At 63.7% G+C, this 22,076-nt stretch carries 17 protein-coding genes and 3 pseudogenes; 14 read left to right on the top strand and 6 right to left on the bottom strand.

The window, feature by feature from the left end:
- Window positions 1-264: 264 nt before the first annotated feature.
- Complete coding sequence (locus ACQCSX_RS02145) at window positions 265-1,764, top strand: glycoside hydrolase family 1 protein (protein WP_427017455.1); 1,500 nt, start codon at window positions 265-267, stop codon at window positions 1,762-1,764.
- A gap of 521 nt (window positions 1,765-2,285) precedes the next feature.
- A complete protein-coding gene (locus ACQCSX_RS02140; RefSeq protein ID WP_427017454.1) occupies window positions 2,286-2,951 on the top strand; it encodes a DUF1345 domain-containing protein in 666 nt (221 codons plus the stop codon).
- Window positions 2,952-3,112: 161 nt separating this feature from the next.
- On the opposite strand, the gene ACQCSX_RS02135 is transcribed toward ACQCSX_RS02140, so the two are convergent.
- Window positions 3,113-3,298, bottom strand: a complete 186-nt coding sequence (locus ACQCSX_RS02135) for a hypothetical protein (RefSeq protein WP_427017453.1) — start codon at window positions 3,296-3,298, stop codon at window positions 3,113-3,115.
- A gap of 666 nt (window positions 3,299-3,964) precedes the next feature.
- Here ACQCSX_RS02135 and ACQCSX_RS02130 point away from each other — a divergent pair.
- The 4 genes and pseudogenes from ACQCSX_RS02130 to ACQCSX_RS02115 all read left to right on the top strand — a co-directional run bounded on the left by ACQCSX_RS02130 (window position 3,965) and on the right by ACQCSX_RS02115 (window position 9,908).
- Window positions 3,965-5,578, top strand: coding sequence for an FMN-binding glutamate synthase family protein (locus ACQCSX_RS02130; protein ID WP_427017452.1), 1,614 nt, complete (start codon window positions 3,965-3,967; stop codon window positions 5,576-5,578).
- Window positions 5,575-7,302 carry a thiamine pyrophosphate-dependent enzyme gene (locus tag ACQCSX_RS02125; RefSeq protein ID WP_427017451.1) on the top strand — a complete coding sequence of 576 codons (1,728 nt, stop codon included), beginning with the start codon at window positions 5,575-5,577 and terminating at the stop codon, window positions 7,300-7,302. Before ACQCSX_RS02130 ends, ACQCSX_RS02125 begins: the two co-directional genes overlap by 4 nt.
- 285 nt (window positions 7,303-7,587) lie before the next feature.
- Window positions 7,588-8,517 (top strand): IS630 family transposase, encoded by a 930-nt coding sequence (locus tag ACQCSX_RS02120; RefSeq protein WP_427017450.1) that lies wholly within the window; start codon window positions 7,588-7,590, stop codon window positions 8,515-8,517.
- 33 nt (window positions 8,518-8,550) lie between these two features.
- Window positions 8,551-9,908: pseudogene (locus tag ACQCSX_RS02115) on the top strand (IS1380 family transposase).
- A 208-nt stretch (window positions 9,909-10,116) separates the two neighbouring features.
- Here the strand turns inward: ACQCSX_RS02115 and ACQCSX_RS02110 are convergent.
- Together ACQCSX_RS02110 and ACQCSX_RS02105 are read right to left on the bottom strand one after the other, a co-directional pair.
- Window positions 10,117-11,304: pseudogene (locus tag ACQCSX_RS02110) on the bottom strand (IS3 family transposase).
- 504 nt (window positions 11,305-11,808) lie between these two features.
- Window positions 11,809-11,973, bottom strand: a complete 165-nt coding sequence (locus ACQCSX_RS02105; protein WP_427017449.1) for a hypothetical protein — start codon at window positions 11,971-11,973, stop codon at window positions 11,809-11,811.
- A gap of 909 nt (window positions 11,974-12,882) precedes the next feature.
- On the opposite strand from ACQCSX_RS02105, the gene ACQCSX_RS02100 reads away from it, so the two are divergent.
- The gene (locus ACQCSX_RS02100) at window positions 12,883-13,170 is read left to right on the top strand and encodes a YegP family protein (RefSeq protein WP_427017448.1); all 288 of its coding nucleotides are present in this window, start codon (window positions 12,883-12,885) and stop codon (window positions 13,168-13,170) included.
- Between the two features lie 57 nt (window positions 13,171-13,227).
- The gene (locus ACQCSX_RS02095) at window positions 13,228-13,488 is read left to right on the top strand and encodes a MerR family transcriptional regulator (protein WP_427017447.1); all 261 of its coding nucleotides are present in this window, start codon (window positions 13,228-13,230) and stop codon (window positions 13,486-13,488) included.
- A 385-nt stretch (window positions 13,489-13,873) separates the two neighbouring features.
- Here ACQCSX_RS02095 and ACQCSX_RS02090 read toward each other — a convergent pair whose 3' ends face one another.
- The 3 genes from ACQCSX_RS02090 to ACQCSX_RS02080 all read right to left on the bottom strand — a co-directional run bounded on the left by ACQCSX_RS02090 (window position 13,874) and on the right by ACQCSX_RS02080 (window position 15,350).
- Window positions 13,874-14,242, bottom strand: a complete 369-nt coding sequence (locus ACQCSX_RS02090) for a VOC family protein (protein WP_427017446.1) — start codon at window positions 14,240-14,242, stop codon at window positions 13,874-13,876.
- 33 nt (window positions 14,243-14,275) lie between these two features.
- Window positions 14,276-14,596, bottom strand: a complete 321-nt coding sequence (locus tag ACQCSX_RS02085; protein ID WP_427017445.1) for a YciI family protein — start codon at window positions 14,594-14,596, stop codon at window positions 14,276-14,278.
- 238 nt (window positions 14,597-14,834) lie between these two features.
- Entirely contained in the window at window positions 14,835-15,350 is a 516-nt protein-coding gene (locus ACQCSX_RS02080) for a MarR family winged helix-turn-helix transcriptional regulator (RefSeq protein ID WP_427017444.1), read from the bottom strand.
- A gap of 109 nt (window positions 15,351-15,459) precedes the next feature.
- Between ACQCSX_RS02080 and ACQCSX_RS02075 the strand changes: the two genes are divergently transcribed.
- The 6 genes and pseudogenes from ACQCSX_RS02075 to ACQCSX_RS02050 all read left to right on the top strand — a co-directional run bounded on the left by ACQCSX_RS02075 (window position 15,460) and on the right by ACQCSX_RS02050 (window position 21,845).
- Window positions 15,460-16,947 (top strand): SDR family oxidoreductase, encoded by a 1,488-nt coding sequence (locus tag ACQCSX_RS02075; protein WP_427017443.1) that lies wholly within the window; start codon window positions 15,460-15,462, stop codon window positions 16,945-16,947.
- Between the two features lie 59 nt (window positions 16,948-17,006).
- Complete coding sequence (gene idi, locus ACQCSX_RS02070) at window positions 17,007-17,435, top strand: isopentenyl-diphosphate Delta-isomerase (protein WP_427017442.1); 429 nt, start codon at window positions 17,007-17,009, stop codon at window positions 17,433-17,435.
- Between the two features lie 614 nt (window positions 17,436-18,049).
- Window positions 18,050-18,223 (top strand): antitoxin VbhA family protein, encoded by a 174-nt coding sequence (locus tag ACQCSX_RS02065; protein WP_427017441.1) that lies wholly within the window; start codon window positions 18,050-18,052, stop codon window positions 18,221-18,223.
- Window positions 18,210-18,800, top strand: a complete 591-nt coding sequence (locus ACQCSX_RS02060; RefSeq protein WP_427018947.1) for a Fic/DOC family protein — start codon at window positions 18,210-18,212, stop codon at window positions 18,798-18,800. The genes ACQCSX_RS02065 and ACQCSX_RS02060 overlap by 14 nt, the downstream gene beginning before the upstream one ends.
- A 324-nt stretch (window positions 18,801-19,124) precedes the next feature.
- A pseudogene (locus tag ACQCSX_RS02055) lies at window positions 19,125-19,382 on the top strand (ISAzo13-like element transposase-related protein); the annotation flags it as partial.
- A 192-nt stretch (window positions 19,383-19,574) separates the two neighbouring features.
- A complete protein-coding gene (locus ACQCSX_RS02050; protein WP_427017440.1) occupies window positions 19,575-21,845 on the top strand; it encodes a 2OG-Fe(II) oxygenase in 2,271 nt (756 codons plus the stop codon).
- The last annotated feature ends 231 nt before the right edge of the window (window positions 21,846-22,076 follow it).

Here is a 22,076-nt window from a genome sequence, read left to right as displayed (position 1 = left end):
CACCCGGCAACGGTACAGGCCTGACCCAAGATCTCTCCCTTTCGCGCCTTGGTCGCACGGCGATACTTGGTGGCCAGAGCCTTCGTCACGGCTTTGCGCCCATTCGTCGTCAACCCCGTGGCCCCGGTCCACCCCGGCGAACAAGCCGTTGGGCAGGCTCCTCGCTACGAGGGAATTATCTATGGGTAAATACAAGTACTGGTATGGACAGCCCTCGCGCACTATGATCGGGCTCATCACAGCCGCCGATCCAAAGGGGCCACCGTGGCGATCTCCGATTTGGGATTGGCCGACGCCATACCGCCGGACTTCACACTAGGCGTGGCCACCTCAGCGTTCCAGATTGAGGGCGCCGCAGATGCGGACGGACGGGGACCCTCGGGCTGGGACGTATTTGCCCGGCAACCGGGCCACATTGTGGACGGACACAGTCCGATGGTGTCCTGTGATCACTACCACCGCATGCACGAAGACGTCGCGCTCATCAAGGCACTTGGGGCAGATTCGTATCGCTTCTCGCTGTCCTGGCCGCGCATCCAGCCCCAGGGAAGCGGACCGGTTAACAAGGCGGGCCTGGATTTCTACGACCGGCTAGTCGATGAATTGTTGGCCAACGACATCTCCCCGATGGTGACGCTGTACCACTGGGAGACACCGCTGGCTTTGGACGAGGCCGGCGGCTGGATGAACAGGGACACCGCTTACAGATTGGGAGACTTTGCGGATATCGCGGCTCAGGCCCTGGGTGACCGCGTCAGACGCTGGGTTACCGTCAATGAGCCAGCCACCGTGACGGTGAACGGATACGCGCTCGGTATCCATGCACCGGGCGAGTCCCTATTCTTGAAGGCGCTGCCCACGGTGCACCATCAACTCCTCGGCCATGGACTGGCCGTCCAGGCTCTTCGCTCCGCCGGCGTGCCCGGGGAAATCGGTATCACCAACGTCTATTCGCCCATGGTGCCCGCGTCCGACGGTGCGTTGGACAAGATCAGCGCCGGGCTGATGGACGCTGTCCAGAACCGACTGTTTGCCGACCCGGTCCTCCTGGGAAAGTACCCGGCACTCGTCTCGGCGGCGAACATGCTTACTTCCTTCAGCATCGATGACGACGATCTGGCCTTGATCTCCCAACCTTTGGATTTCTACGGGCTCAACTACTACATGCCGACGCGTGTGGCCGCAGGTGCCAGCGGCGATCCCGTTCCCGAGGCGATGGCCGGAGCCTTGGGTGATCTGGGCGAGACTGTCCCGGGTGCCCTTTTGCACATCACACCATGGCCTGGCGCTGAAACAACCGCCTACGGCTGGCCGATCGTGCCGGAATATCTATCGGTTGCACTGGCAGAACTGTCAGAGCGATACCCGGACCTGCCCCCAGTCTTCATCACGGAAGGAGGGGCTAGCTTCGACGACCGCATCACAAGAACCGGGGACCCTGCAGAGGGCGACGTCGTCATCGCGGACGAGGCGCGGATCCGGTACCTTGCCGATCACATCCACACAGCGATTGCTGCCACATCGGCCGGTGGAGCGGCGGAATCAATCGCACTGCGCGGCTACTATGTGTGGTCCCTGCTGGACAATTTTGAGTGGCAGGCAGGATATCAGCAGCCCTTTGGACTGGTTCATGTTGATTTCTCCAGCCTCAAGCGCACCCCAAAGGCATCATATTATTGGCTGCAGAAACTCCTCTCCGCCCGTCGGGGCCCGACAGCACCCGACGACTCAAAGTTGCCAGCTCCCCGGCGAACCATTGGATAACGGTGTCCCTGATCGGGCCGTTCCGGGCCGGTAGTACCTGAACCAAGGCCACATGGCATGGTTCCATATCGGCGATGTTGGCAGTGTTTCAAGTCGGCGTCAACAAGTTTGCCCCGATACGGGCGCTGCCTCCCTGGTCGCCCCCGATCTGGCCACCAACGCAGTGACCGTGATGAATGATCTGGCCGCCATCCACCCCCGGGGCGTGAAGTCCATCGGCCACCGCGACGGAGCACCAGCTGGACAGCACGACCACAGAAAGAACGTGCCGCGGCCCGGTCCCGACCAGTAGACAACATGATGGAAGGGCGGGAAATGGCCCAAAGTTCCGGCCAGCCCCGGAAGGCCCCGATGGGATCTGGCCACGAGCTGCGGCATGGGCAGGCCAGGCAAATCCGAATCCATGCTTGCCCATACATTTCAACCGCTGGAAGTGCCATGATCTGGCTATGACCGTCCGCACATTCAATACCCCCTTCCACCGGTCCAGCCTTCGCGTGGTTGCGATGGCCGTCATCTGATTGGCCGTTGCCTTGCCGGTCGGGATCCTCGGTTCGTGGGCGTACGCCCCGGCGCTGGGCTGGGCCGCAGCGTCGGCCACCTACCTGATTTGGGTATGGTCCGTCATTGGGCGTCTCGACGCCACCGGCACGGCCGCCCATGCCAGTCGGGAGGATCCCGGCCGCGCCGTGGCAGATCTGCTGGTGCTGGCGGCCACACTGGGCAGCTTCGGCGGCGTCGCACTGATCCTCCTGGAAGCCGGACCGGCCCAAGGCCTGATGAAGGCCGCCATCATCGCACTGGCCCTGGGCAGCGTGGCGCTCTCCTGGCTGCTGGTGCACACCCAGTTCACTCTCCGGTACGCAACCATCTACCAACAGGAGAAGAAGGGGGTGGACTTCAACGAAAAGAAGCCACCCCGTTACGGAGACTTCGCCTACCTGTCCTTCACCATCGGGATGACATTCCAGGTCTCCGACACGGATCTGACAGCCGATGCCATCCGGTACACCGCCCTTCGCCAAGCCTTGCTCTCCTATGTCCTGGGGCCATCGTTCTTGCCACCACGATCAATCTGGTGTCGGGCCTCGTCCACTAGCCACGGTTCTGCTGCTCCCCCGTCTAGCGGGTGCGCCGGTTCGGCCCTCACACCAATCAATCACCGCGCAGGCGATCAGTGCATGTAGATCGACCCAGAAGATCGCCACGGGCGGCCAGCACAATCGGCGCCAAGCCCTTGAGAATATTGGCGGGAACGTTCCATGCCACAAGGTACGCATGGGTACCGGCGACCACCACCCCGGGCGATGATGGGCCGGGGACGGGTGCTGTCAAGGCTGTCTGCCAGTCAGCGTTTTTCGAAGTCCATGGTGGTGTTGACCCGAAGTGCTGCGTGGTTGGGATGTTCCGCCCTCAGGATTTCCAACCGTTCGGCATACTCGGCGACGTCCTCTTCCTGTTCCATGCCCAGCCGGAATCCGCAGGAATACTCGCATCCCTCCACGGGACAGGTGAACTCTATGTCGGTAGCCATGGCTTTCTCCTTCCCACGGCGCTGACTTGATATGGCGAGTCTAGCTGTGGAGGGATTCCCAGGCACCACCAAAGTGCACCCGAGTCCACCTACTCTGGACGGCCTGGAGCAAGGCGGGGCGCCTTGCATCCACAGTACTCCGCGGCAGGTGGCGGGTGCTGGTGGTTCCAAACCCGTGGCATCGACACCCCAAGGTCTGCCACGCCTGAATCCGCCAATGAAGCCGGCGGCCCGGGCTGCCTGTCGGCTCCGCAAAAGATCTGGGTCCTCCTGCGACGGAAGTCCCTAATCTGTGGCCGCAGAGGATATTGCCACGTCAGGGCTGCCCCCAGGGGGAGTGGCCATATTCTGGCTGGACACGGCCAACGCACCACCCGGCTCCCGGCCCTCATCACATCCGCCGCCCAGTTCAATTTCGTCCACCGTCACCCGTCGAGCAAGTTTCCCGCCAAGGCAGTCACTGTCCGCATGGGCGTCCCTCACCCACGGCCCGGTAAGCCGAGGCGCCAGGTCACCGCCGGCCTGGGGCCGGGGTCGATCCGGAAGTACCGCCAGACCTTGTCGTCAAGCACGTCTGCGGCCCGGTGCCCGGTCCGTTGTTGGGCCCATGGAAGGGCCGACGGCGGATACTATCGCCTCGTATGAAGGCAGGTCTAGTCTGGGGGCATGCTCAGGGTATTCATGGTTACCGCGCTGTCCATCCTCACTGCGATCTCGGTGCTCTTGCTGGTGCTCACCGGCCCCGGATGGTGGGCCAGCGTCGCGCTTTTTGGGTTGTTGCTGGTGGTGGCCATTGCCGACGTAACGCAGAAACGGCATTCCATCCTCCGCAACTACCCGGTGATCGGACACATGCGCTTCGCCCTTGAATACATCCGCCCGGAACTGCAGCAGTACTTCATCGAGCGGAACTACGATGGCCGGCCCTTCGACCGGGACACCCGCTCCCTTATTTATGAGAGGGCCAAGGGTACCAACCAGGAGCAGGCCTTCGGAACCGAGCGTGACGTCAACGAGGTGGGCTATGAATACCTGGTACATACGACGGCGCCCATCGAGCCACCGGATGCGCCGCCCAGGGTGCGGATCGGCGGCCCGGACTGCACGCAACCCTATGACATGGCGCTGCTGAACGTTTCCGCGATGAGTTTCGGCGCGCTCTCGGCCAACGCCCTGCTGGCGTTGAACAAGGGCGCTGCCATGGGCGGCTTTGCCCACGACACCGGAGAGGGTGGGCTGACCGAATACCACCTCCGCAACGGCGGCGACTTGGTCTGGGAAATCGGCAGCGGCTATTTCGGTGCCCGGACGAAGGACGGCCGGTTTGACCCGCAAATGTTTGCCGACAAGGCCGCCCACCCATCAGTGAAATGCGTTTCGCTCAAGCTCAGCCAGGGCGCCAAACCTGGCATCGGCGGGGTGTTGCCGGCTGCGAAAGTCACCGCCGAGATCGCCAACGCACGCAACGTGCCCGAAGGCGTGAAATGCGTCAGCCCGGCAGCGCACAAGGTCTTCTCCACCCCGCGAGAGCTCATCCGGTTCATGGCCACCATGCGGGAGCTCACCCAGGGCAAGCCTGTGGGTTTCAAGCTGTGCGTGGGGTCGCGGACGGACGTTCTGGCCATCTGCAAGGCCATGCTGGCCGAAGAAACCACCCCGGACTTCATCATCGTGGACGGCTCGGAGGGCGGCACCGGGGCGGCACCCATGGAATACGAGGACCATATGGGCACCCCGCTGACCGAAGGGTTGATGCTTGTCCACAACGCCCTGGTGGGCACCGGGCTGCGGGACCGGATCAGGGTGGGCGCCTCCGGAAAGGTGGCCACCGGGACGGACATCGTCAAGCGCATCATCCAAGGCGCGGACTACACCAATGCCGCCCGAGCCATGATGATGGCCACCGGCTGCATCCAGGCCCAGCGCTGCCATACGAACCAGTGTCCCGTGGGCGTGGCGACCCAAGATCCGCGCCGCGCCCGGGCGCTGGACGTGGAGAACAAGAGCCTGCGGGTGCAGCGATTTCAGGAGGCAACCGTTAGCGAGGCACTGCGCATGATGGCGTCCATGGGTGCCGCCGGGCCGGACCAGTTGACCCCGCTCATGATGCGGCGCCGCATCGGCCATCTGAACACGAAATCCTATGCGGAGCTCTACGACTGGCTGGCGCCCGGTGAATTGCTCGCTGACGCACCCCAAGCATGGGCCCAAGACTGGTCGAATGCCAGCGCGGATTCCTTTGCACCCCCTCAGGGATACAACGGAAGGACATTGGTATGAGCACCGTGGCATCCATGGTCATCAAGGCATTGGCGGATATGGGCGTAAGGACCATCTGGGGCGTGGTCGGCGACGCCCTCAACCCGCTGACCGACGCCATCCGCACCGAGGACCGGCTGGAATGGATTGGGGTGCGGCATGAGGAGGCTGCGGCCTTTGCCGCCGGCGCCCAATCCCAGCTGACGGGCACCATCGGCGTTTGCATGGGCACCGTGGGCCCCGGCTCCATCCACCTGCTCAACGGGCTCTATGACGCAAAGAAATCCCGGACCCCCATGCTGGCGATCTGCGGCCAGGTTCCCGGCGGGGAAATCGGCAGCGACTATTTCCAAGAGGTCAACAATGACCTGCTCTTCAGCGATGTGGCCGTCTTCACCCATACGGTGACCAGCGCCGCGCAGATGCCCTACCTTTTGGAACAGGCCGTCAACACCGCCAGGGCCCGCCGCGGGGTGGCGGTGTTGAGCATCCCCGGGGACATCGGCGGCACAGACCTGCCCAACGATGCAGTGCCGAATTTCGTCGACGTCGAACAACCCGCCACACCCCATCCCGAGGCGATCCACACTGCGGCCCAGATGCTCAACGATGCCGCCAAGGTGACCATGCTGGTGGGGATGGGCGCGCGCGGGGCAAAGAATGAGGTGCTGGCTGTGGCCGAACGATTGGCCGCGCCCATGGTGCTCACGCTCAAGGCCAAGGAAGGCCTCGAAGATGGCAACAGATTCCAGGTCGGCCAGGCCGGGCTGATCGGCAATCCGGCCGCGCAACACGCCTTTGACACCTGTGACGTGCTCTTGATGGTCGGCACCGATTTCCCGTACCGGGACTCATACCCCGCCGGAAAAACGACCATCCAAATAGACAGCAATGGCGCGGTCATCGGCCGCCGAACCAACGTGTCGCTGGGCGTGGTGGGTGACAGCAAGCTTTCTCTGGAGGCCTTGGCGCCCCTGCTGGAGGCCAAAAAGGACACCACCCATCTGGACTCGACCCATGAGAAGTACCAGGCGTGGAGGCAACGGCATTTGAAGCTGGCGGACCCGGGCTACGATGCCACCTGGGTGGGGCGGGTGCGCACGATGGTGGACAATCCGGGCGCGATGATCCGCCCCGAGGCCGTGGCCGCCGCCGTGGACCGGCACGCCCCCGACGATGCGGTCTTCACCTCTGACACCGGCATGCCCACGGTGTGGCTGGCGCGCCATGTCACCATGCGCGGGCAGCGCCGGCTGCTGGGCTCCTTCAATCTGGGCTCGATGGCCAACGCCATGCCGCAGGCGCTCGGCGCGTCCGCCGTGGACCGGACCCGCCCTGTGGTGGCCTTTTGCGGTGACGGGGGCCTCACCATGCTCATGGGCGACCTGCTCACGACCGTGGCCTACCGCCTCCCGGTGAAGCTGGTGGTGTTCAACAACGGCAGGCTGGGCATGGTGAAACTGGAACAGGAGCAAGGCGGGCTGCCGGAATTCGGCACCATCTTGGACAATCCCGACCTGGCCCAGGTGGGACGGGCCTGCGGCCTGCACGGGATCCGGGTGGAGGACGGGGACGCACTGGACGCGGCGGTCCAGGAGGCAATGGCCCACCCTGGACCCGTGCTGTTGGATGTGGTCACCAACCCGGAGGAGGTGTCCATTCCCCCGAAGACGAGCGCGGGCCAGGCCTGGGGTTTTGCCATCGCGAAAATCCGGGAGAGCCTGACGTCCAACGGCGACAGCTGACAGGCCCACACCTGACGGTGAGGTCCAACTGGCGCGCGGCCATGGTGGTGACGGTTTCGGACTTGACGCCGCGGCGCATTGGACTACCGGTTGAATGATGCGGTCCCTAAGCCTTGATTCACCGATTTGGTTGGGGGTTGCGCGCCGGTTTAAGCACGAAATGCCCGTCTTTTCAAGGATAATTGGACTTACCACAGCTCAATTTTCCTGAAAATGAAGGACATCTCGTAGATGCTAGTGTAGTGTCTCCAAAATAGTTCATGGCTTGGGTGTTAAGCTTGGGTCATGTCGAATCACGCCCCCGCATTGGCCCTTGGTGACGCCCAGCGCGAGGTCCTGGCGGCCCTGTCCAGGTCGCAGGTTGCCTCGCACCGGGAGGTGCAGCGGGCGCAGGTGCTGCTGATGGCGTCCGAGGGTCTGGCCAATGAGTGGATTGCCCGGGTGGTGGGCGTGAACCCGGGCACGGTGCGTTCCATGGCCGCCCGCCTCGGTGTCTCCCCGGCCCAGGTGCAGCGGATCTGGGCCGCCCGGGGGCTCAAGCCCCACCTGGTCAAGACGTTCAAGCCCTCCAACGATCCGAACTTCGACGAGAAGCTCATTGACGTGTGCGGGCTGTACCTGAACCCGCCGGAGAACGCGATCGTGCTGTGCATGGACGAGAAGACTTCCATCCAGGCCCTGGACCGCACCCAGCCGTCCCTGCCCATGGTCAAGGGCCGCGGGGAAACCATGACACACGACTACAAGCGCAACGGGACCACCACGCTCTTCGCCGCCCTGGAGGTCGCCACGGGCAAGGTGCTGGGAACGTGCGTGCCCAAGCACCGCCACAATGAATTCCTTGATTTCCTGAAGACCATTGAGAAGGAAGTCCCGAAGGGCTTGGAGATCCATCTGATCATCGACAACTACGCGACCCACAAGCATGCCAACGTCAAGGCCTGGCTCCAGAAGCATCCGCGGTTCCACCTGCACTTCACACCGACGTCCTCGTCCTGGCTGAACCTGGTCGAAGGCTGGTTCCGGGACCTGACGGAGAAGGCCCTGCGCCGCGGAGTCTTCCACTCCGTGCCGGACCTCATCGAAAAAATCGAGGACTACATCCGCGCCAACAACGAAAACCCCAAGCCGCTGATCTGGACCGCGACCGCCGAATCCATCCTTGAAAAAGTCAACCGCGGCCGCGTCGCACTTCAAGCCACCAAACAAAACTGAGACAGCACACTAGTTTCCCATACCCCGGCGGCCGTGTCAGTTTCCTTTGATGAGGAGAATCTTGTGTCGCCCGCGGGCCTGGTGCCGGTGATGCGCCTGGCCGAGGCTGCAGGCCTGCATTCGCTGGCCGATGAATGGCTGAGCATCTCGACGGACAAGGGCGCGAATGCCGGGTTGAAGGTCGCCGCGCTGGTGGCGGGCATGGTCGCCGGCGCCGACAGCATTGATGACATGGCCCTGCTGCGCCACGGCGGGATGAAGAAAGTCTTCAAGGGCGCTTACGCCCCGTCGACGTTGGGCTCGTTCCTGCGGTCCTTCACCTTCGGGCATGTGCGCCAGCTCGACGCGGTCGCCTCCCGGCTCCTGGTGAACCTGGCACGGACGGCGCCCTTGTTCGGTGCCCCGTCCGGGGAAGACTTCATCTTCGTGGACGTCGACGACACCATTGTGGAAGTGCACGGCTACCAGAAGCAGGGCTCCGGCTACGGCTACTCCGGGGTCCGCGGCCTGAACGCCCTGCTCGCGACCGCTTCCAGGGAGGACACGGCACCGGTGATCATCGGCCAGCGGTTGCGCAAAGGGGCGGCGAACTCAGCCCGCGGCGCGAAGAAATTCATCACCGAATCCCTGGGCACGCTCAAACGCACCGGGGTGGAGGGGCCGGTGGTGTGTCGTTTTGATTCGGCCTACTACGGCCACCCCGCCGTCAGTGCAGCCCTGGCCGGCGGCGCGCAGGTCTCGGTGACGGTGAGCATGAACCCGGCCGTGAAACGCGCCATCACCGCCATCGACGCGGTTGCGTGGACGCCGATCAAGTACACGAACGCCGTCTACGACGAAGCCAGCCAGGCATGGGTACCGGCGGCAGAGGTCGCCGAAATCCCGTTCACCGCGTTCACCTCCCGGAAGAAGTCCGAGCGGATCACCGGGCGCCTGGTCGTGCGCCGGATCCCGGAACTGAACCCAAAAGCCGCGGCAGACCAGCCGACACTCTTTGACACACACCGCTTCCACGCCTTCTTCACCACCGTGCCGGCCACATCCCTGGACACGGTGGCTGCCGACCAGGCCCACCGCAAACATGCCCGCATCGAGCAGGTCAACGCCGACCTGAAGGACTCAAGATAAAGAACGGGAACTTCGCTGCGAATTCGGCCTGGCTGGTGGCCGCGGTCATGGCCTACAACCTCACCCGGGCCACGGGGATCCTCGCTGCGGATAAGCTCAGCAAAGCCAGGACCGGCACGATCCGGGCCAAAATCATCAACGTTCCGGCCCGGATCGCCACCAGCGCCCGAAGAATTACCATCCACCTGCCACAGGCATGGCCCTGGCAGGAAGCCTGGGAAAACCTCTTCACAGCAACCCACGCACCACCACAAGCGGCGTAACCCCCGCCCACCCAGCCGGTCCCCGGCGCAACCCTAGAAACACAAAACGTGGAACAACACCGGCAGCGAGTCCGGCCACCGAGTCCTGCCCGGAATCACAAAACCAACAAAAAACGTGAATCAGCCAACCACCAAACCGGCTCGGTGGATACAGGCTAAGTGAGACTGGGCTGCTTGGGAGTTTTCGGACAGCGGATTAGTGGTTTTTCTACGCTGCCGCGGCCGGCTGCTGGTAACTGTAGTGGACTTCATTCGGTCGCCGGTAATCGAGTGCCGAATGGCGTCTGCGGCTGTTGTAGAACCCCTCGATGTAGCGGATGATGTCACTACGGGCCCGGTCCTTCGTGGCGTACGTCGTGCGGTACACGCGCTCGTTTTTCAGGGCCGAGAAGAAAGTTTCTGCCTGGCTGTTGTCCCAGCAAATGCCGGTTTTCCCCATGGATGAACGCATCCCCAAGCTGGCGACCAGGGCCCTGAACGAGGCTGAGGTGTAAACGCTCCCGCGGTCTGAATGCCAGATCGCGTTCGGCTCGATTCGTGTCGTGGCTGCGGCGTTGCGCAGGGCCCGTTCCACTAGTTCGGAGCGCATGTGGTCATCGATGGCCCAACCAACGACTTTCTTGGAATAGCAGTCGATGACCGTGGCCAGGTAGATGAAGCCCTGCCACGTATGGATGTACGTGATGTCTCCGACGAATTTGATGCCAGGCCGGTCGGCGGTGAAGTCCCGGCGGACCAGGTCCGGCATTGCGGCTGCCGCTTCTGCATCGGCGACCGTGGCGGGCCTGAAGGGCCGCGGCTGGCACGGAACCAGGCCTTCTTGCCTCATGATTTGGCGCACCAGTTCCGGGGAACACTCGGTCTCCTGGGCCGACAGGTCGGCGTGGATCCGGCGGTACCCGTAGGTCCCCTCGGATTCCTCAAAGAAATGCCGTACACGGGCGGTCAGTGCCGTCCTGCGGGCTGCGGTGGCCGAGACCGGGCGGGAGCGCCAGTGGTAGAACCCCCGAGCGGGAGACCTCCAACCACCGGCACATCTTCAACACCGCCGGCACCTTCTCGGTGGCCGCGTAGGAATCGATGAATTCATGCTTCGCCACTACCGTGGCTCCCGCACGAAGTATGCGGCCGCTTTTTTTAGGAACGCGGCCTCCGCCTTCAGTTCCTGGTTCTCACGTTCCAGTTCCTTGAGCCGGGCACGTTCGGAGACGTTCAACTCCGCCTCCGTCTCAATGCCACCGTGGGCTTGCCTGTACTTCTTCAGCCAATTGCGCAACGTCTCGGCGCCCACGCCGTATTCGGTGGCGACGGATTTGATGGGCTTGGACGAGTCGATGACTTCGCGGCACAGTTCATCCTTGAATTCCTGACTAAACCTGCGACGGGTTGATGACATTCTGGTGAATCCCCATTCCGGTAGTCCCCATCATTTCAGGGGTACCACTGTCCGAAATCCCCAGAGCAGCCCACAGCAACCCTGGGGGTATGCGGGCGCGTTTGCCGACCTGGATGGCCACATCTGGCAAGTAACCTCGGCTGGCCCACCAGGCTGAACCCTGTGGTTTGTCATGGCGGTGGCCGCGTGAACCGCGGCGACCGCCGCAACAACGCTCGGCGGCCGACATCGGCATTGCCTTGCCGTCCTGCACGGGACCGGTGCCGGGATGAGTGCGAAGCGTCGCCGCCAGCTCTGTCACGGACCGAGAACTTCCGGTGACGCGTGGACATCAGGACGGGGCCCAGAAGGCACCGCTTCTTATGGCGCCCGGAAGCTTCAGGTTTCAACGGCACCGAAGGCCATGGGCCCTCCGCCTCAATATCGCCAATCGCAGCGCCTCCAGCAGTCCGGTCGGGCCTTGGGCAGTGCATACCCATGGAACGGTCAGCCCCCTCCCCAGGGTTAGACGCCGCGGCGGCCGCTGGCCCGGTTCATGAGGAACATGACCACGGCAACCACCAGCAGGATGGGAGCCACCCAGAGCAGAAAGGCAACCGCTTTGACGGTCCCTCCCAAGATGAAACACACGACGGCAATGACGATGACAATCCACAGCAGCGAACTCATGACGGCGGCCTTCCTCATTCAGTAGACGAGTCCCCGTAGGAGGGATGCGAAAACTGTACGCTCACACCCACTTCACGGCAATCCTCCGGCCGTAAGATCGCATACCGACGAACGGGAACCACATGCAGGGGCCATATGGGGGCCTCAACATGGACAGGTCGACGGCCCGGGAGAATGCCTTCGCCAGCATCTCGGACCAGTCCACATGTCTTGCGGCCCTGAAATTCACCATCAAGTAGGACGAACATCCCTCGGCAACCACAGCCAATGAAAGTCAAGAGAACCGCGTTCAACTTTTGGAAATGTCCGCCGGGCCCGTTGATTCCGCAGGGGCAAGTGTGCCATACCCAGGCTCCTCCCCCACGTCCAGAGGATGATGTTCCCATCCCTCGCAGTTTCGGTCCGGTCTAGGTTACTGGGCACGTCGATGTCGGGCGGAACACCGACACGGGTTTCCGCCGGGTGCCTGGGCAGATCGATCCAGGGCGGAGCCGGTGTCCTTTTCCTCTCTGTACCACATACCCTGCTAACCCGACGACCTGCCACGACCATCTGGCGTGGAAGCGGAAGATCACTCCCTCTAGCCTTGGGGTGCCTGGTCCACTCCCCCGGTCCGGCAACGAGTGAGGGCGATGACGAAGCCTCCTTGAACCTGACCACCATCCACCGGAAAACTCCGGCCCCATAAGGGGTACTGACGACGCTGAAGCATCACAGGAAGAGTTGCCTGATCACCGGCGGGCGGGCCTCCGCAGCCATGGCACTGCAACTCTCCCGCACCACGGATGCCGTGGGAAGGGTGCGCTTCCCATGACACGCCTAGTGGGCAGGATGCAACTTTTCCATGGCGCAGAACACAACTAAAATGGTTTGTGCCACATCGCAGGTCTTCGTCAAGGAGTGAGGGACATGGCAGGCAGATTTGAACTGATCAACGCACCCGACGGCGCCTACCAGGTAGAGATGGTTGACGGCGACGGAACTCTGATGGCAGTCTCCGTGGAGTTCAAATCAAAGGCCGAGGCAGTGGCGGGCATCGCCAATGCCCGGGAAATCGCCGAAACGGCACTGATCCGCGACTACACCCATCCCCGCGGCACCATCGGTACCCGCGCACACGGACGCCCGGTGCGGCCAACCGGTGCTGTACCGGAATCCCGTCCGGCGCCGCCCCGCCATGGCCGGGGAGGTGGATGAGGTGGGTTCCGTGGACCCGGCTCAGGTTCCCCGGCGCGTGCCGTCTACGGCATCGCCGTGGCCGCGGAGCTGACGGACACGCCCGTGCAGACGCTGCGGCTCTTTGACCGCCGCGGGCTGATCTCCCCGGCACGGACCGGCGGCGGTACCCGGCTCTACAGCCAGGACGACCTGGCCAGGGTGTTCCACATCAACAACCTCTTGGAATCCGGCATGAATCTGGCCGGTGTGGGCGCGGTTCTGGCCCTGGAGGCGGAAAATTCCGGTCTCCGCGCCGTGAACGCCCAACTGACGGCCCCAAAGGAGGAAGGACAATGACACACGAACCCAGCCCCCTCCCCGAACCCAACAGTAAGGCGATGTGGTACACTGTCTGTCGGCCGTAGAAGTACCTCATCCTCGGATCCGCCGCCCCCTCGCCCGCCGCAAAACGGCGTGGGTGGACGTCAGCTACAGCTGCGGCCAGTGCGAGAGCTTCTATGCGCACACCGTTCCACTCAGAGGCCTGCCACACCAGCTGATGGTGGAACACCGGTGCGCCAGCTAAACGCTTTCCCGTGCCGACGCACGCGTCGGCATGCGCATCAGCTACGGGGTCCAGGCTCCCGCATGAGCCCAGGGAACCCTCAACGGAAACAAGTTCTCGGCCTTGTTCGTTTGCTGCCTGGGATGAATGCGGCCCCGTACACGTCCCGGTGGACGGTCAGCGGGAGATCTGCTGCAGGGCCCAGGAATTTCCGTCGGGATCGCTGAAGTATGCGTACCGGACACCGCCACCCATGTCGCTGACGTCCGACACGTCAATCCCGTTGCCGACGAGCGTTCGTCGGGCGGCATCGACGTCGGCCACCACCAGATGGAGACCAAGGACGGGGGCGGCGTTGGGATCGCTGATCCCGATGCCAATGACGATGGAGCACGCTGATCCGGGCGGGGTCAATTGCACCACGCGCATGCCGTTGCCCGGTTCGACGTCGTGGTCGAGATTGAACCCGACTTGATCAACGTAGAACGCTTTGCTTCGGTCCACGTCGGTCGAGGGCAGCGGAACCAGTTCCAGTCGCATCTCCATAACGCACTCCTTCTTCCCGCACGGTTCGCGGAATCATGGCAGGCCGGCGGGCTGCACAACTGCCATGCTACCCATGGGCGGATGTTTCTGGAGGCAGTCAGCGGCCTCGTTCCATGCGCCGACGGTCCGAACCACCCTGCCGGCAATCGCCGTCGGCCCTTGGGTGTTGCCGGATTCCCTCAACAGGGTTCGGAGCCGCCTCCAGGTGAACGGCCAGACCGGCCATATCTCGATCTGTCCGAACCTGGGCAGCGGGTGTTTCGAAGCGATTTCGATGGCTACGTCAAGATCGGCACAGCCGGGACGTTCGCAACCGGCCATCCATTCCTTGGTTTCGACATAGGGACCATCCACGACTTGCAACTTACGAAAGGCAGAGCATCGTACGACATCGCCCGGTTCCGCAGCGAAGACGGGTGAGGCATCGTTTCCGGAACTGGCTGTGAGGGCTCCTTTGTCCCACCGGGTGGATTGTGGGATGGCTGCGGCCAGGCCGAATGCCCACACTAGGTGCTTCTAGCCCACCCGTTGGGCAACTACTTAAAGAGGCTCCCTTCCCGTCGCGCCAGATCCTCTCCATCTGCCGCCGTTGTCATGACAACGCATCCCCCTCCGGTTCGGGTGGCTGCGTGCCAGTGTGGCTATCAAAATGTGCGATTCGTTCGTTCATGGCGGCCACGACGCCGTGAAGGAACTCGACGACGGCCCGCTGGTTCTGTGCCGGGGAAGCGGACACCATCTGATCGATCTGCATGATCATGGGCATCAGGTGGCCCATCGCGTCCCGGACCGATGTTGGGCTGGGTATGACCTGCAACCGGCGCCTGTCGGTCGGATGCGGTTCACGGACCGCGTGCCCCTTGAGAACCAGCCGGTCAACAACGGTGGTGGTGGCAGCGCTGGTCAGATGCAGCGCCTTGGCCAGTTCGCCCGGAGACATGCCCCGGTTCTTCAGTAGATGTTGCATGGCTTGGAAATCGGTTTCATTGATGTCCATTTCCCGTCGCATGAGGTATTCTATCGCCTCGTTCAGCACCAGCACCTGGCGTGTCAGCACCGTCGCCTCGTGCATGGGATGGGGCGCGTAGGTTGCTGGCTGCGTTTCCACGGGTTTGCACTTCCGTGATAATTAGAAAATCTAGTAACATACCGATGGAACTAATTTAGTTTGTCGAGTACCAATTTTCTGCCCCAGGCATCGAAGATCGGAGCTACTCATGCCGGAAACGAACGCTAGGATCGCCGTGGCCGGAGCCACCGGCTACATTGGCGGCCGCCTGGTCCCGCAACTGCTAGCTGCCGGACACAGCATCAGAATCCTCACGCGCAACAAGGACAAGATCCGGGATGTTCCGTGGCTGGCGGACGTTGAGGTGGTGGAGGGAAGCCTCACGGACGCCTCCCCCGCCGATGCACTTTGCCGTGATGTCGACGTCCTCTACTACCTGGTCCACTCCATGGCCGGGACGGACGATTTTGAGCGCATCGAACGCGACTGCGCCCGCACCTTGGGACGCGCCGCCCGGGACGCCGGCGTCGGCCGCATCGTGTATCTCTCCGGCCTGCACCCCGAGGGCATACTCAGCCGCCACTTGAACTCGCGAAAGGAAGTGGGCGAGATCCTGCTGGCCTCAGGATCGCCGACCGCCGTGCTGCAGGCGGGACTGGTGATCGGCTCCGGCTCGGCCAGCTTTGAGATGATCCGGCACCTGACCGACGTCCTCCCGGTCATGCCCGCGCCACGCTGGGTTAAAAACAAGATCCAGCCGATCGCGGTGCGGGACGCACTGCACTACCTTCTCGGCGCTGCCGCCCTGCCACCCGGCGTCAACCGGACGTTCGACATCGGCGGCCCCGACATTCTCACCTACGCCGAGATGATGCGCAGCTACGCGGAGGTGGCAGGGTTCCGGCGCCCGCTGGTGGTTGCCCTGCCCGTCCTCACGCCGTGGCTCGCCGCCCAATGGGTCAACCTCGTCACACCCGTCCCGCGCAGCCTGGCCGTGCCGCTCGTGGAGTCCCTCCAGCACGACTGCATCGCCACCGAACAGGACATCCACAGCTATGTGCCGGAACCCGACGGCGGGCTCACCCCTTATCGGCGCGCCGTGGCCTTGGCCCTACGGAAGATCGAGGCCGGCACGGTGGAAACCTCCTGGTCCACGGCCCACGCGGCCACCGCCCCGGCCGAGCCCCTGCCCAGCGACCCGGACTGGGCCGGTCAAACGGTCTTCCAGGATGTGCGGCGGAAAACCACCGCGGCACATCCTGACAACGTCTGGGCCATGGTGGAGGGAATCGGGGGCCGCAACGGATGGTACTCGCTACCCCTGGCCTGGTCCTTGCGCGGCTGGATGGACAAGCTCGCCGGAGGGGTGGGCCTGCGCCGCGGCCGTCGCAACCACGATCGGCTCCAACTCAACGACGTGGTGGACTGGTGGCGCGTCGAAGACCTCGAGCGAGGGCGCCGCCTGCTGTTGCGTGCGGAGATGAAGGTTCCCGGCCGGGCGTGGCTGGAATTCACGGTAACGCCGGCGGACAGCAACGGGCCGGTCGGGGGCAGCATCTACTGCCAGCGTGCCCTCTTCTTCCCGCGAGGACTCGCCGGCCGGTTGTATTGGCTCTCCGTGTTGCCGTTCCACGGCATCATCTTCCGCGGCATGGCCACACGGATCACCGCGGCCACCCACGAAAGGACCACATGACCCACACCGTGAGCCCCGCACCGGCGTCCGGCCCGGTGGACATGGCTGAGTAGAACGTGGTGCTCCTCAACGACGACGGCACCCCGTTCGGGCAGGCGCCAAAGGCAACCGTCCACACCGATGCACCTGCTCTCCACCTTGCCTTCTCGTGCCATGCCTTCGATCCCCGCGGCCAGGTGCTGCTCACGCGACGTACATTGACCAAAGCCACGTGGCCGGGGGTGTGGACCAATTCCTTTGGCGGCCACCCACTACCGGGTGAAGACCCTATCGTGTCGATCCACCGGCGGGCAAAGACCGAATTGGGGATGGAAATTGTTGACATCCGCCTGATCCTGCCGAACTTCCGGTACCGGGCCGCGGATGCCACGGGCATCCTGGAGAACGAGGCCTGCCCCGTCTTTCGTGCCGTCGCCGCGACGGAGCCCGACTCTAACCCGGACGAAGTTCTTCAGTGGCACATAGCGGATCCTAGGGACGTGGCGTGAGCTGTGGCCGCTACACCGTCCGTATTCAGCCCGTGGCTGGGCCTCCAACAGGAAGCCGGCATCCTCCCGGCCCCTCTGGACGGCATCCGCACTAGAAGGCTAAGTCGGCGAAGCCGACTTAGCCTTCTAGTGGACTTCGTGTCAACACTTTGGCGGGTTTTGTGCACAGGCCGAGGCCCAAAGGGCCTCTGACCTGCGGTAACACTGTGCCCGAGGTGGGACTAGAACCGGATTTATGGCCCTGCCAACACTGGGAAGTTGAGGAAACATGCCGAATCCGGGCCAGTCCGGCACCGGTACGGATGAGTCCGATGGCAGGGGGTGTGCACATTGTGCACACGGCATTCCAGCCCCTGTCGCAAAGGAAGGGACTGGGAACATCCACCCTTGACCCCTGATGAGAGCGATGCCCGCCACGAGCCCAACCAACGCATCACCGCCCGTCGAGGGCCTTGGTAATCGCGAATCGCTCCCTTCGTCGCAGGTGGGGCTTCGCTGGCATGGCCAGGTCCACAGATCTCCAGCCGTCCGTGGCGTTGCTACGAACACACCAGGCTGCCACCAAGGTGCGTGGCCCCGATCCCGTACAATGGACAAAGGAAAAGGAACAGGAAATGACTGTGACTGAAGCGCGTGCGGAATTTGTTGAGGCTGCCATCCACAGCGGAGAGATCGAGGGTCTGACCGTGTCAGACGCCACCCGCGCAGACGCCGATTCATGCGTCGCCGGCCGCATTGATTCAAACGAACTTGTCGACCGCGTTCGTGCCCGGTATGGACTCGCCTAACTTCATCGATCCTTACCTCATACCCGGAACGGCTGTCCTCCGAAATCTTGTCGGAGCGAAGACACCCGAGGAGCTCGCTGCGGCCGAGGCTGACCTATCCTTTGCCCGCGCAACCCAATTGCTCGATGATCCGGTGCCAGCGACCAACGATCTTGCCGAACTCAAGGCAATCCATTTTCACCTCTTCCAGGACCTCTTCGAATGGGCAGGCCAAACCCGAAGGGTGGACGTCAGGAAGGACGTCCCGGGTGCCGAGTTCTTCCTGCCATGGGGCTTCACCGAAACTGCGTCAATCAACTGTTTCGAGGAACTTGCCTCGGAAAACCATCTCAAGGGATTGGCCCGCGCCGAATTCGTTGAGCGGTTGGCCTATCACTACGAAAAGATCAACTACATACATCCCTTTCGGGAGGGAACGGGCGAACACAGCGGCTCTTTTGGAATCGGCTTGCCCTTGAAGCTGGATGGCAGCTTGATTGGCGGCCAGTCCACGGAGAAGACAATCACCGTGCGGCACGGGCCGGCTCGGACGACGGGGATCTGGCTCTACTTATCGAGATGTTCCACAAGGTCGTAGCAGTCCCCATAGGGCACATGGGAGAAGCTTGGACAGCCCCAGAACTCGAACGCCTTTCCATCAAACCCTCGAATGAGGGGTAACGAACGCGTAGACAAGGCCTGTCCACAACTCCTCGGCGGGGCGGTCCGAGCCGGCGCGGGATCCTGCTCACCGGCCCGGAAAGCCCGACCCGCTGGGCCGCCGGACCACCACAGGCAGCAACGGTGCGGGCCACCACCCACCACCGGCCGTTGCAATACCGGAAACGCAACGTAATTCGGGCGCAACTTCAAGCGGCACACTCATATTCGAGGCCTGTCCCACCCTTACGCCAAACGTGCCGTCTACCACCCGCCTGGACTGGCCCTTGCTGCAACGATCGCATGGGGCGGCTATGACCTCGCCGCCAACACCGGGTGGGTATCGGTGGGCACCGACCACGACACGGCCGCGTTCGCCGTCGCGACCATCGCCTCCTGGTGAGAACACGTCGGCAAGGCCCTGCACCTGGGCGCCGTCCGGATGCTGGTCCGCGCCGACGGCGGCGGGTCCAACGGCTACCGCACCCGGCTCTGGAAGACCGAACTGGCCGCCCTGGCAACGCGCCAAACACCTTACCAACCTGATCGAGTGCATCGTATTGGGCGTAAATATGCCGTCGATCTTGGCGCCACGGATTCCGACGGCCCGTTGCAGGCCTCTACGCTGATTTAGCCAGATCCGCACGAGGTACCAGAGCTGGCAGGTACCGTATTAAGTTGAACCGATCACTATTGAGTTGGAGCTGATCCCATGCCGAAGCCCGCCCGCGACCGACTCGCACAACTTCTTGCGGGCACTGAGCCTGCCAGGGCAGACAGCGCCATGCTCCGGCTGCCGGGCAACGTGCTCACACTGGAGGTCGCCGACCTCGGCCTGGTCCACACCCCGATCCGAGCGGCCCAGGCGAAGCAGCTCATCGCGGTCGCCCGCCCGGCCGGGTATGGGCGCGGCGAGCAAACGCTGAGCGACACCTCGGTGCGCGACACCTGGGAAGTGGCTCCCGACCGGGTGAGGCTTGGCGGCCCGTCCTGGCAGACCCACCTCGACGCAGCATTGGAACACTTCCGCGAGGAGCTCGGCCTGCCTGCCGGCGCGCGGTTGACCGCCGAGCTGCATTCCTTGCTGGTCTACGGCAAAGGGCAATTCTTCCTCCCCCATCAGGATTCCGAGAAGCACGAAGAGATGGTCGCGAGTCTGGTGGTCATGCTGCCGTCGGTGCACACCGGCGGTGAGCTCGTCGTCGACGATGCCGGCAGCGAGCAGGTCTACGGCGGTTCCCGTGACGACCTTGTGCTGGTCGCATTCTATGCCGATCGCCGCCACGAAGTCCGGCCGGTCCGTTCAGGCTACCGGGTCACGCTGACCTTCAACCTGCTCCTGACCAGCCCCAGCGAGACCTCCGAAGCCGGTCCGGTCGAGAAGGCGTCGTCCTGCCTCACCGAGCACTTCACAACGCGCGTCTTCAGCAAGTATGGCGGCCGCGACCTTGGCGAGCCGACGCGGTTGGCGTTCCTGCTGGACCACGAGTACACTCAGGGCGGTTTGGCAGCCGGCCGGTTCAAGGGCGCGGACGCCGGACGAGTTGCGACGCTACTTGCAGCGGCACAGCAAGCCGGGTGCCAGAATATGCTCGCCCTGGCCGAGATCAGGGAGACCTGGGATGTCCTGCCCGACGAAGACACCTGGCAGGGTGGTTGGTACGACGACGAGGCCGACAACAACGAAGCGGACGATGACGAGCCCGGCACCGACAATGACGCCCATCAGCTCAATGAGTTGATCGACGACGAGATCACCCTGGACTGGTGGACCAGTACGGACGGTTCCGAAGCCGAGACGATCCGGCTCGCCATGGACGAGCACGAAGTCTGCATGGTCACACCGACGGAGTCCATCACGCCCTACGAAACCGAGTACGAAGGCTACATGGGCAACTACGGGAACACCCTGGACCGGTGGTATCGCCGGGCCGCGGTAGTCGTGTGGCCCCAGGAGAAGGCGTTCGCGGTACGTGCCGAGGCGGGATCGGCCTGGGGGCTTCGGAGCCTGCTCGACCGGATCGATGCCGGTGAGCTGGATGGCGCCCGGGCGGACGCCGCGTCGCTGGAGCCATTTTGGACCAATGTCGGCCCGGAGGTGCTCACGCCCGCGCTTCGGGTCGCGGCTGGGTTGGATGACGCCGTGATCGCGCGAGTGGTGGTGGCGCCGTTCCGCATTCAGATGCTGACAGCCGACCATGCCCCGCTGCTTGCGGCACTCGCGCAGGCGTACGGCGATCCCTGGGTTCTGGACCTCATCGGCCGCTGGCAGTCCCCGAACCGGGTCGCCGGGCTGGACCAGCTCACATGGGCCACCGAGACCCTGCTGCCGTTGTGCCAGAAGTTGCGCCAACACGAAGTGAGCCCGATCGCGGACGGATGCGCTGACCTGGTCTGGCGCCTGCTGTGGAACCGGATCGACATGGGAATGGCCCAGAAACACCCCGAGCGACGGCATACATATCTGGCCGAGCTCGGAGAACCCCTGGCCCGGGTGCTGGAGGCCGCGTCGGACGAGCTGGGCACGGCCATCGCTGAGGCGCTGCGGCCCCTGGACGACAACGTGGTCGAACTGCTGGTGCCGGTCTTGCGGGCGCACCGACTGCCGCCCAACCCGGCGTTGCTCGCCATCGCCCACGACTGCCGGGACCGGCTAACCCGACTCGTCGGCCGTCCGGCGCGGGCCGGGGGCGACTGGTCGATAACCTGGACCGGATGCGGCTGCGGCCTGTGCGATCGGCTCGCAGAGTTTCTGGCGGCCCGCTCCGAACGCACCCACGAGTGGCCGCTGGCCACGCCGGGCCGGCAACACATCCACCAGCAAATCGACGCCTCCGGCCTACCGGTTCGACACACCACCCGGAGACAGGGCCGGCCCTACACCCTGCTTCTGGCGAAAACCAAAGACCTGTTCCGCCGTGAGGATGAAGTACGCCGGCAGACACTGTCCGAACTCGCTTGGCTGGCGACCGCGTTCGAGTAGGCAGGCCGGGTGCCACAACCCGTAGCGTCTAACAAGGGTGCTTTGGCCCGCCGATCGCCAACTGCACCAGGAAGTCGCGTTGCCCCTGCCCGAACTTGAGGCACAGGTGACTGGTACGGTGCAGCGAACGCGATGTGTGCCGGAGACCGCAAGTGATCATTTCTGGCGCCGGACCACGGTGCCAGTTCCCGACTTTGTCTGAACAGCGGCACCCTCTCGGCCCTGAGCTGA

The organism is Pseudarthrobacter sp. P1 (assembly GCF_050156935.1).
Taxonomy (GTDB): domain Bacteria; phylum Actinomycetota; class Actinomycetes; order Actinomycetales; family Micrococcaceae; genus Specibacter.
This window is presented reverse-complemented; position numbering and strand designations above follow the sequence as displayed.

Bases quoted from the DNA above. Each gene is read 5' to 3' on its own strand.
- ACQCSX_RS02120 (WP_427017450.1), top strand. From the start codon at position 7,588: ATGTCGAATCACGCCCCCGCATTGGCCCTTGGTGACGCCCAGCGCGAG.
- ACQCSX_RS02050 (WP_427017440.1), top strand. From the start codon at position 19,575: ATGCCGAAGCCCGCCCGCGACCGACTCGCACAACTTCTTGCGGGCACT.
- ACQCSX_RS02100 (WP_427017448.1), top strand. From the start codon at position 12,883: ATGGCAGGCAGATTTGAACTGATCAACGCACCCGACGGCGCCTACCAG.
- ACQCSX_RS02130 (WP_427017452.1), top strand. From the start codon at position 3,965: ATGCTCAGGGTATTCATGGTTACCGCGCTGTCCATCCTCACTGCGATC.
- ACQCSX_RS02090 (WP_427017446.1), bottom strand. From the start codon at position 14,242: ATGGAGATGCGACTGGAACTGGTTCCGCTGCCCTCGACCGACGTGGAC.
- ACQCSX_RS02125 (WP_427017451.1), top strand. From the start codon at position 5,575: ATGAGCACCGTGGCATCCATGGTCATCAAGGCATTGGCGGATATGGGC.
- ACQCSX_RS02135 (WP_427017453.1), bottom strand. From the start codon at position 3,298: ATGGCTACCGACATAGAGTTCACCTGTCCCGTGGAGGGATGCGAGTAT.
- ACQCSX_RS02105 (WP_427017449.1), bottom strand. From the start codon at position 11,973: ATGAGTTCGCTGCTGTGGATTGTCATCGTCATTGCCGTCGTGTGTTTC.
- ACQCSX_RS02060 (WP_427018947.1), top strand. From the start codon at position 18,210: ATGGACTCGCCTAACTTCATCGATCCTTACCTCATACCCGGAACGGCT.
- ACQCSX_RS02065 (WP_427017441.1), top strand. From the start codon at position 18,050: ATGACTGTGACTGAAGCGCGTGCGGAATTTGTTGAGGCTGCCATCCAC.
- ACQCSX_RS02075 (WP_427017443.1), top strand. From the start codon at position 15,460: ATGCCGGAAACGAACGCTAGGATCGCCGTGGCCGGAGCCACCGGCTAC.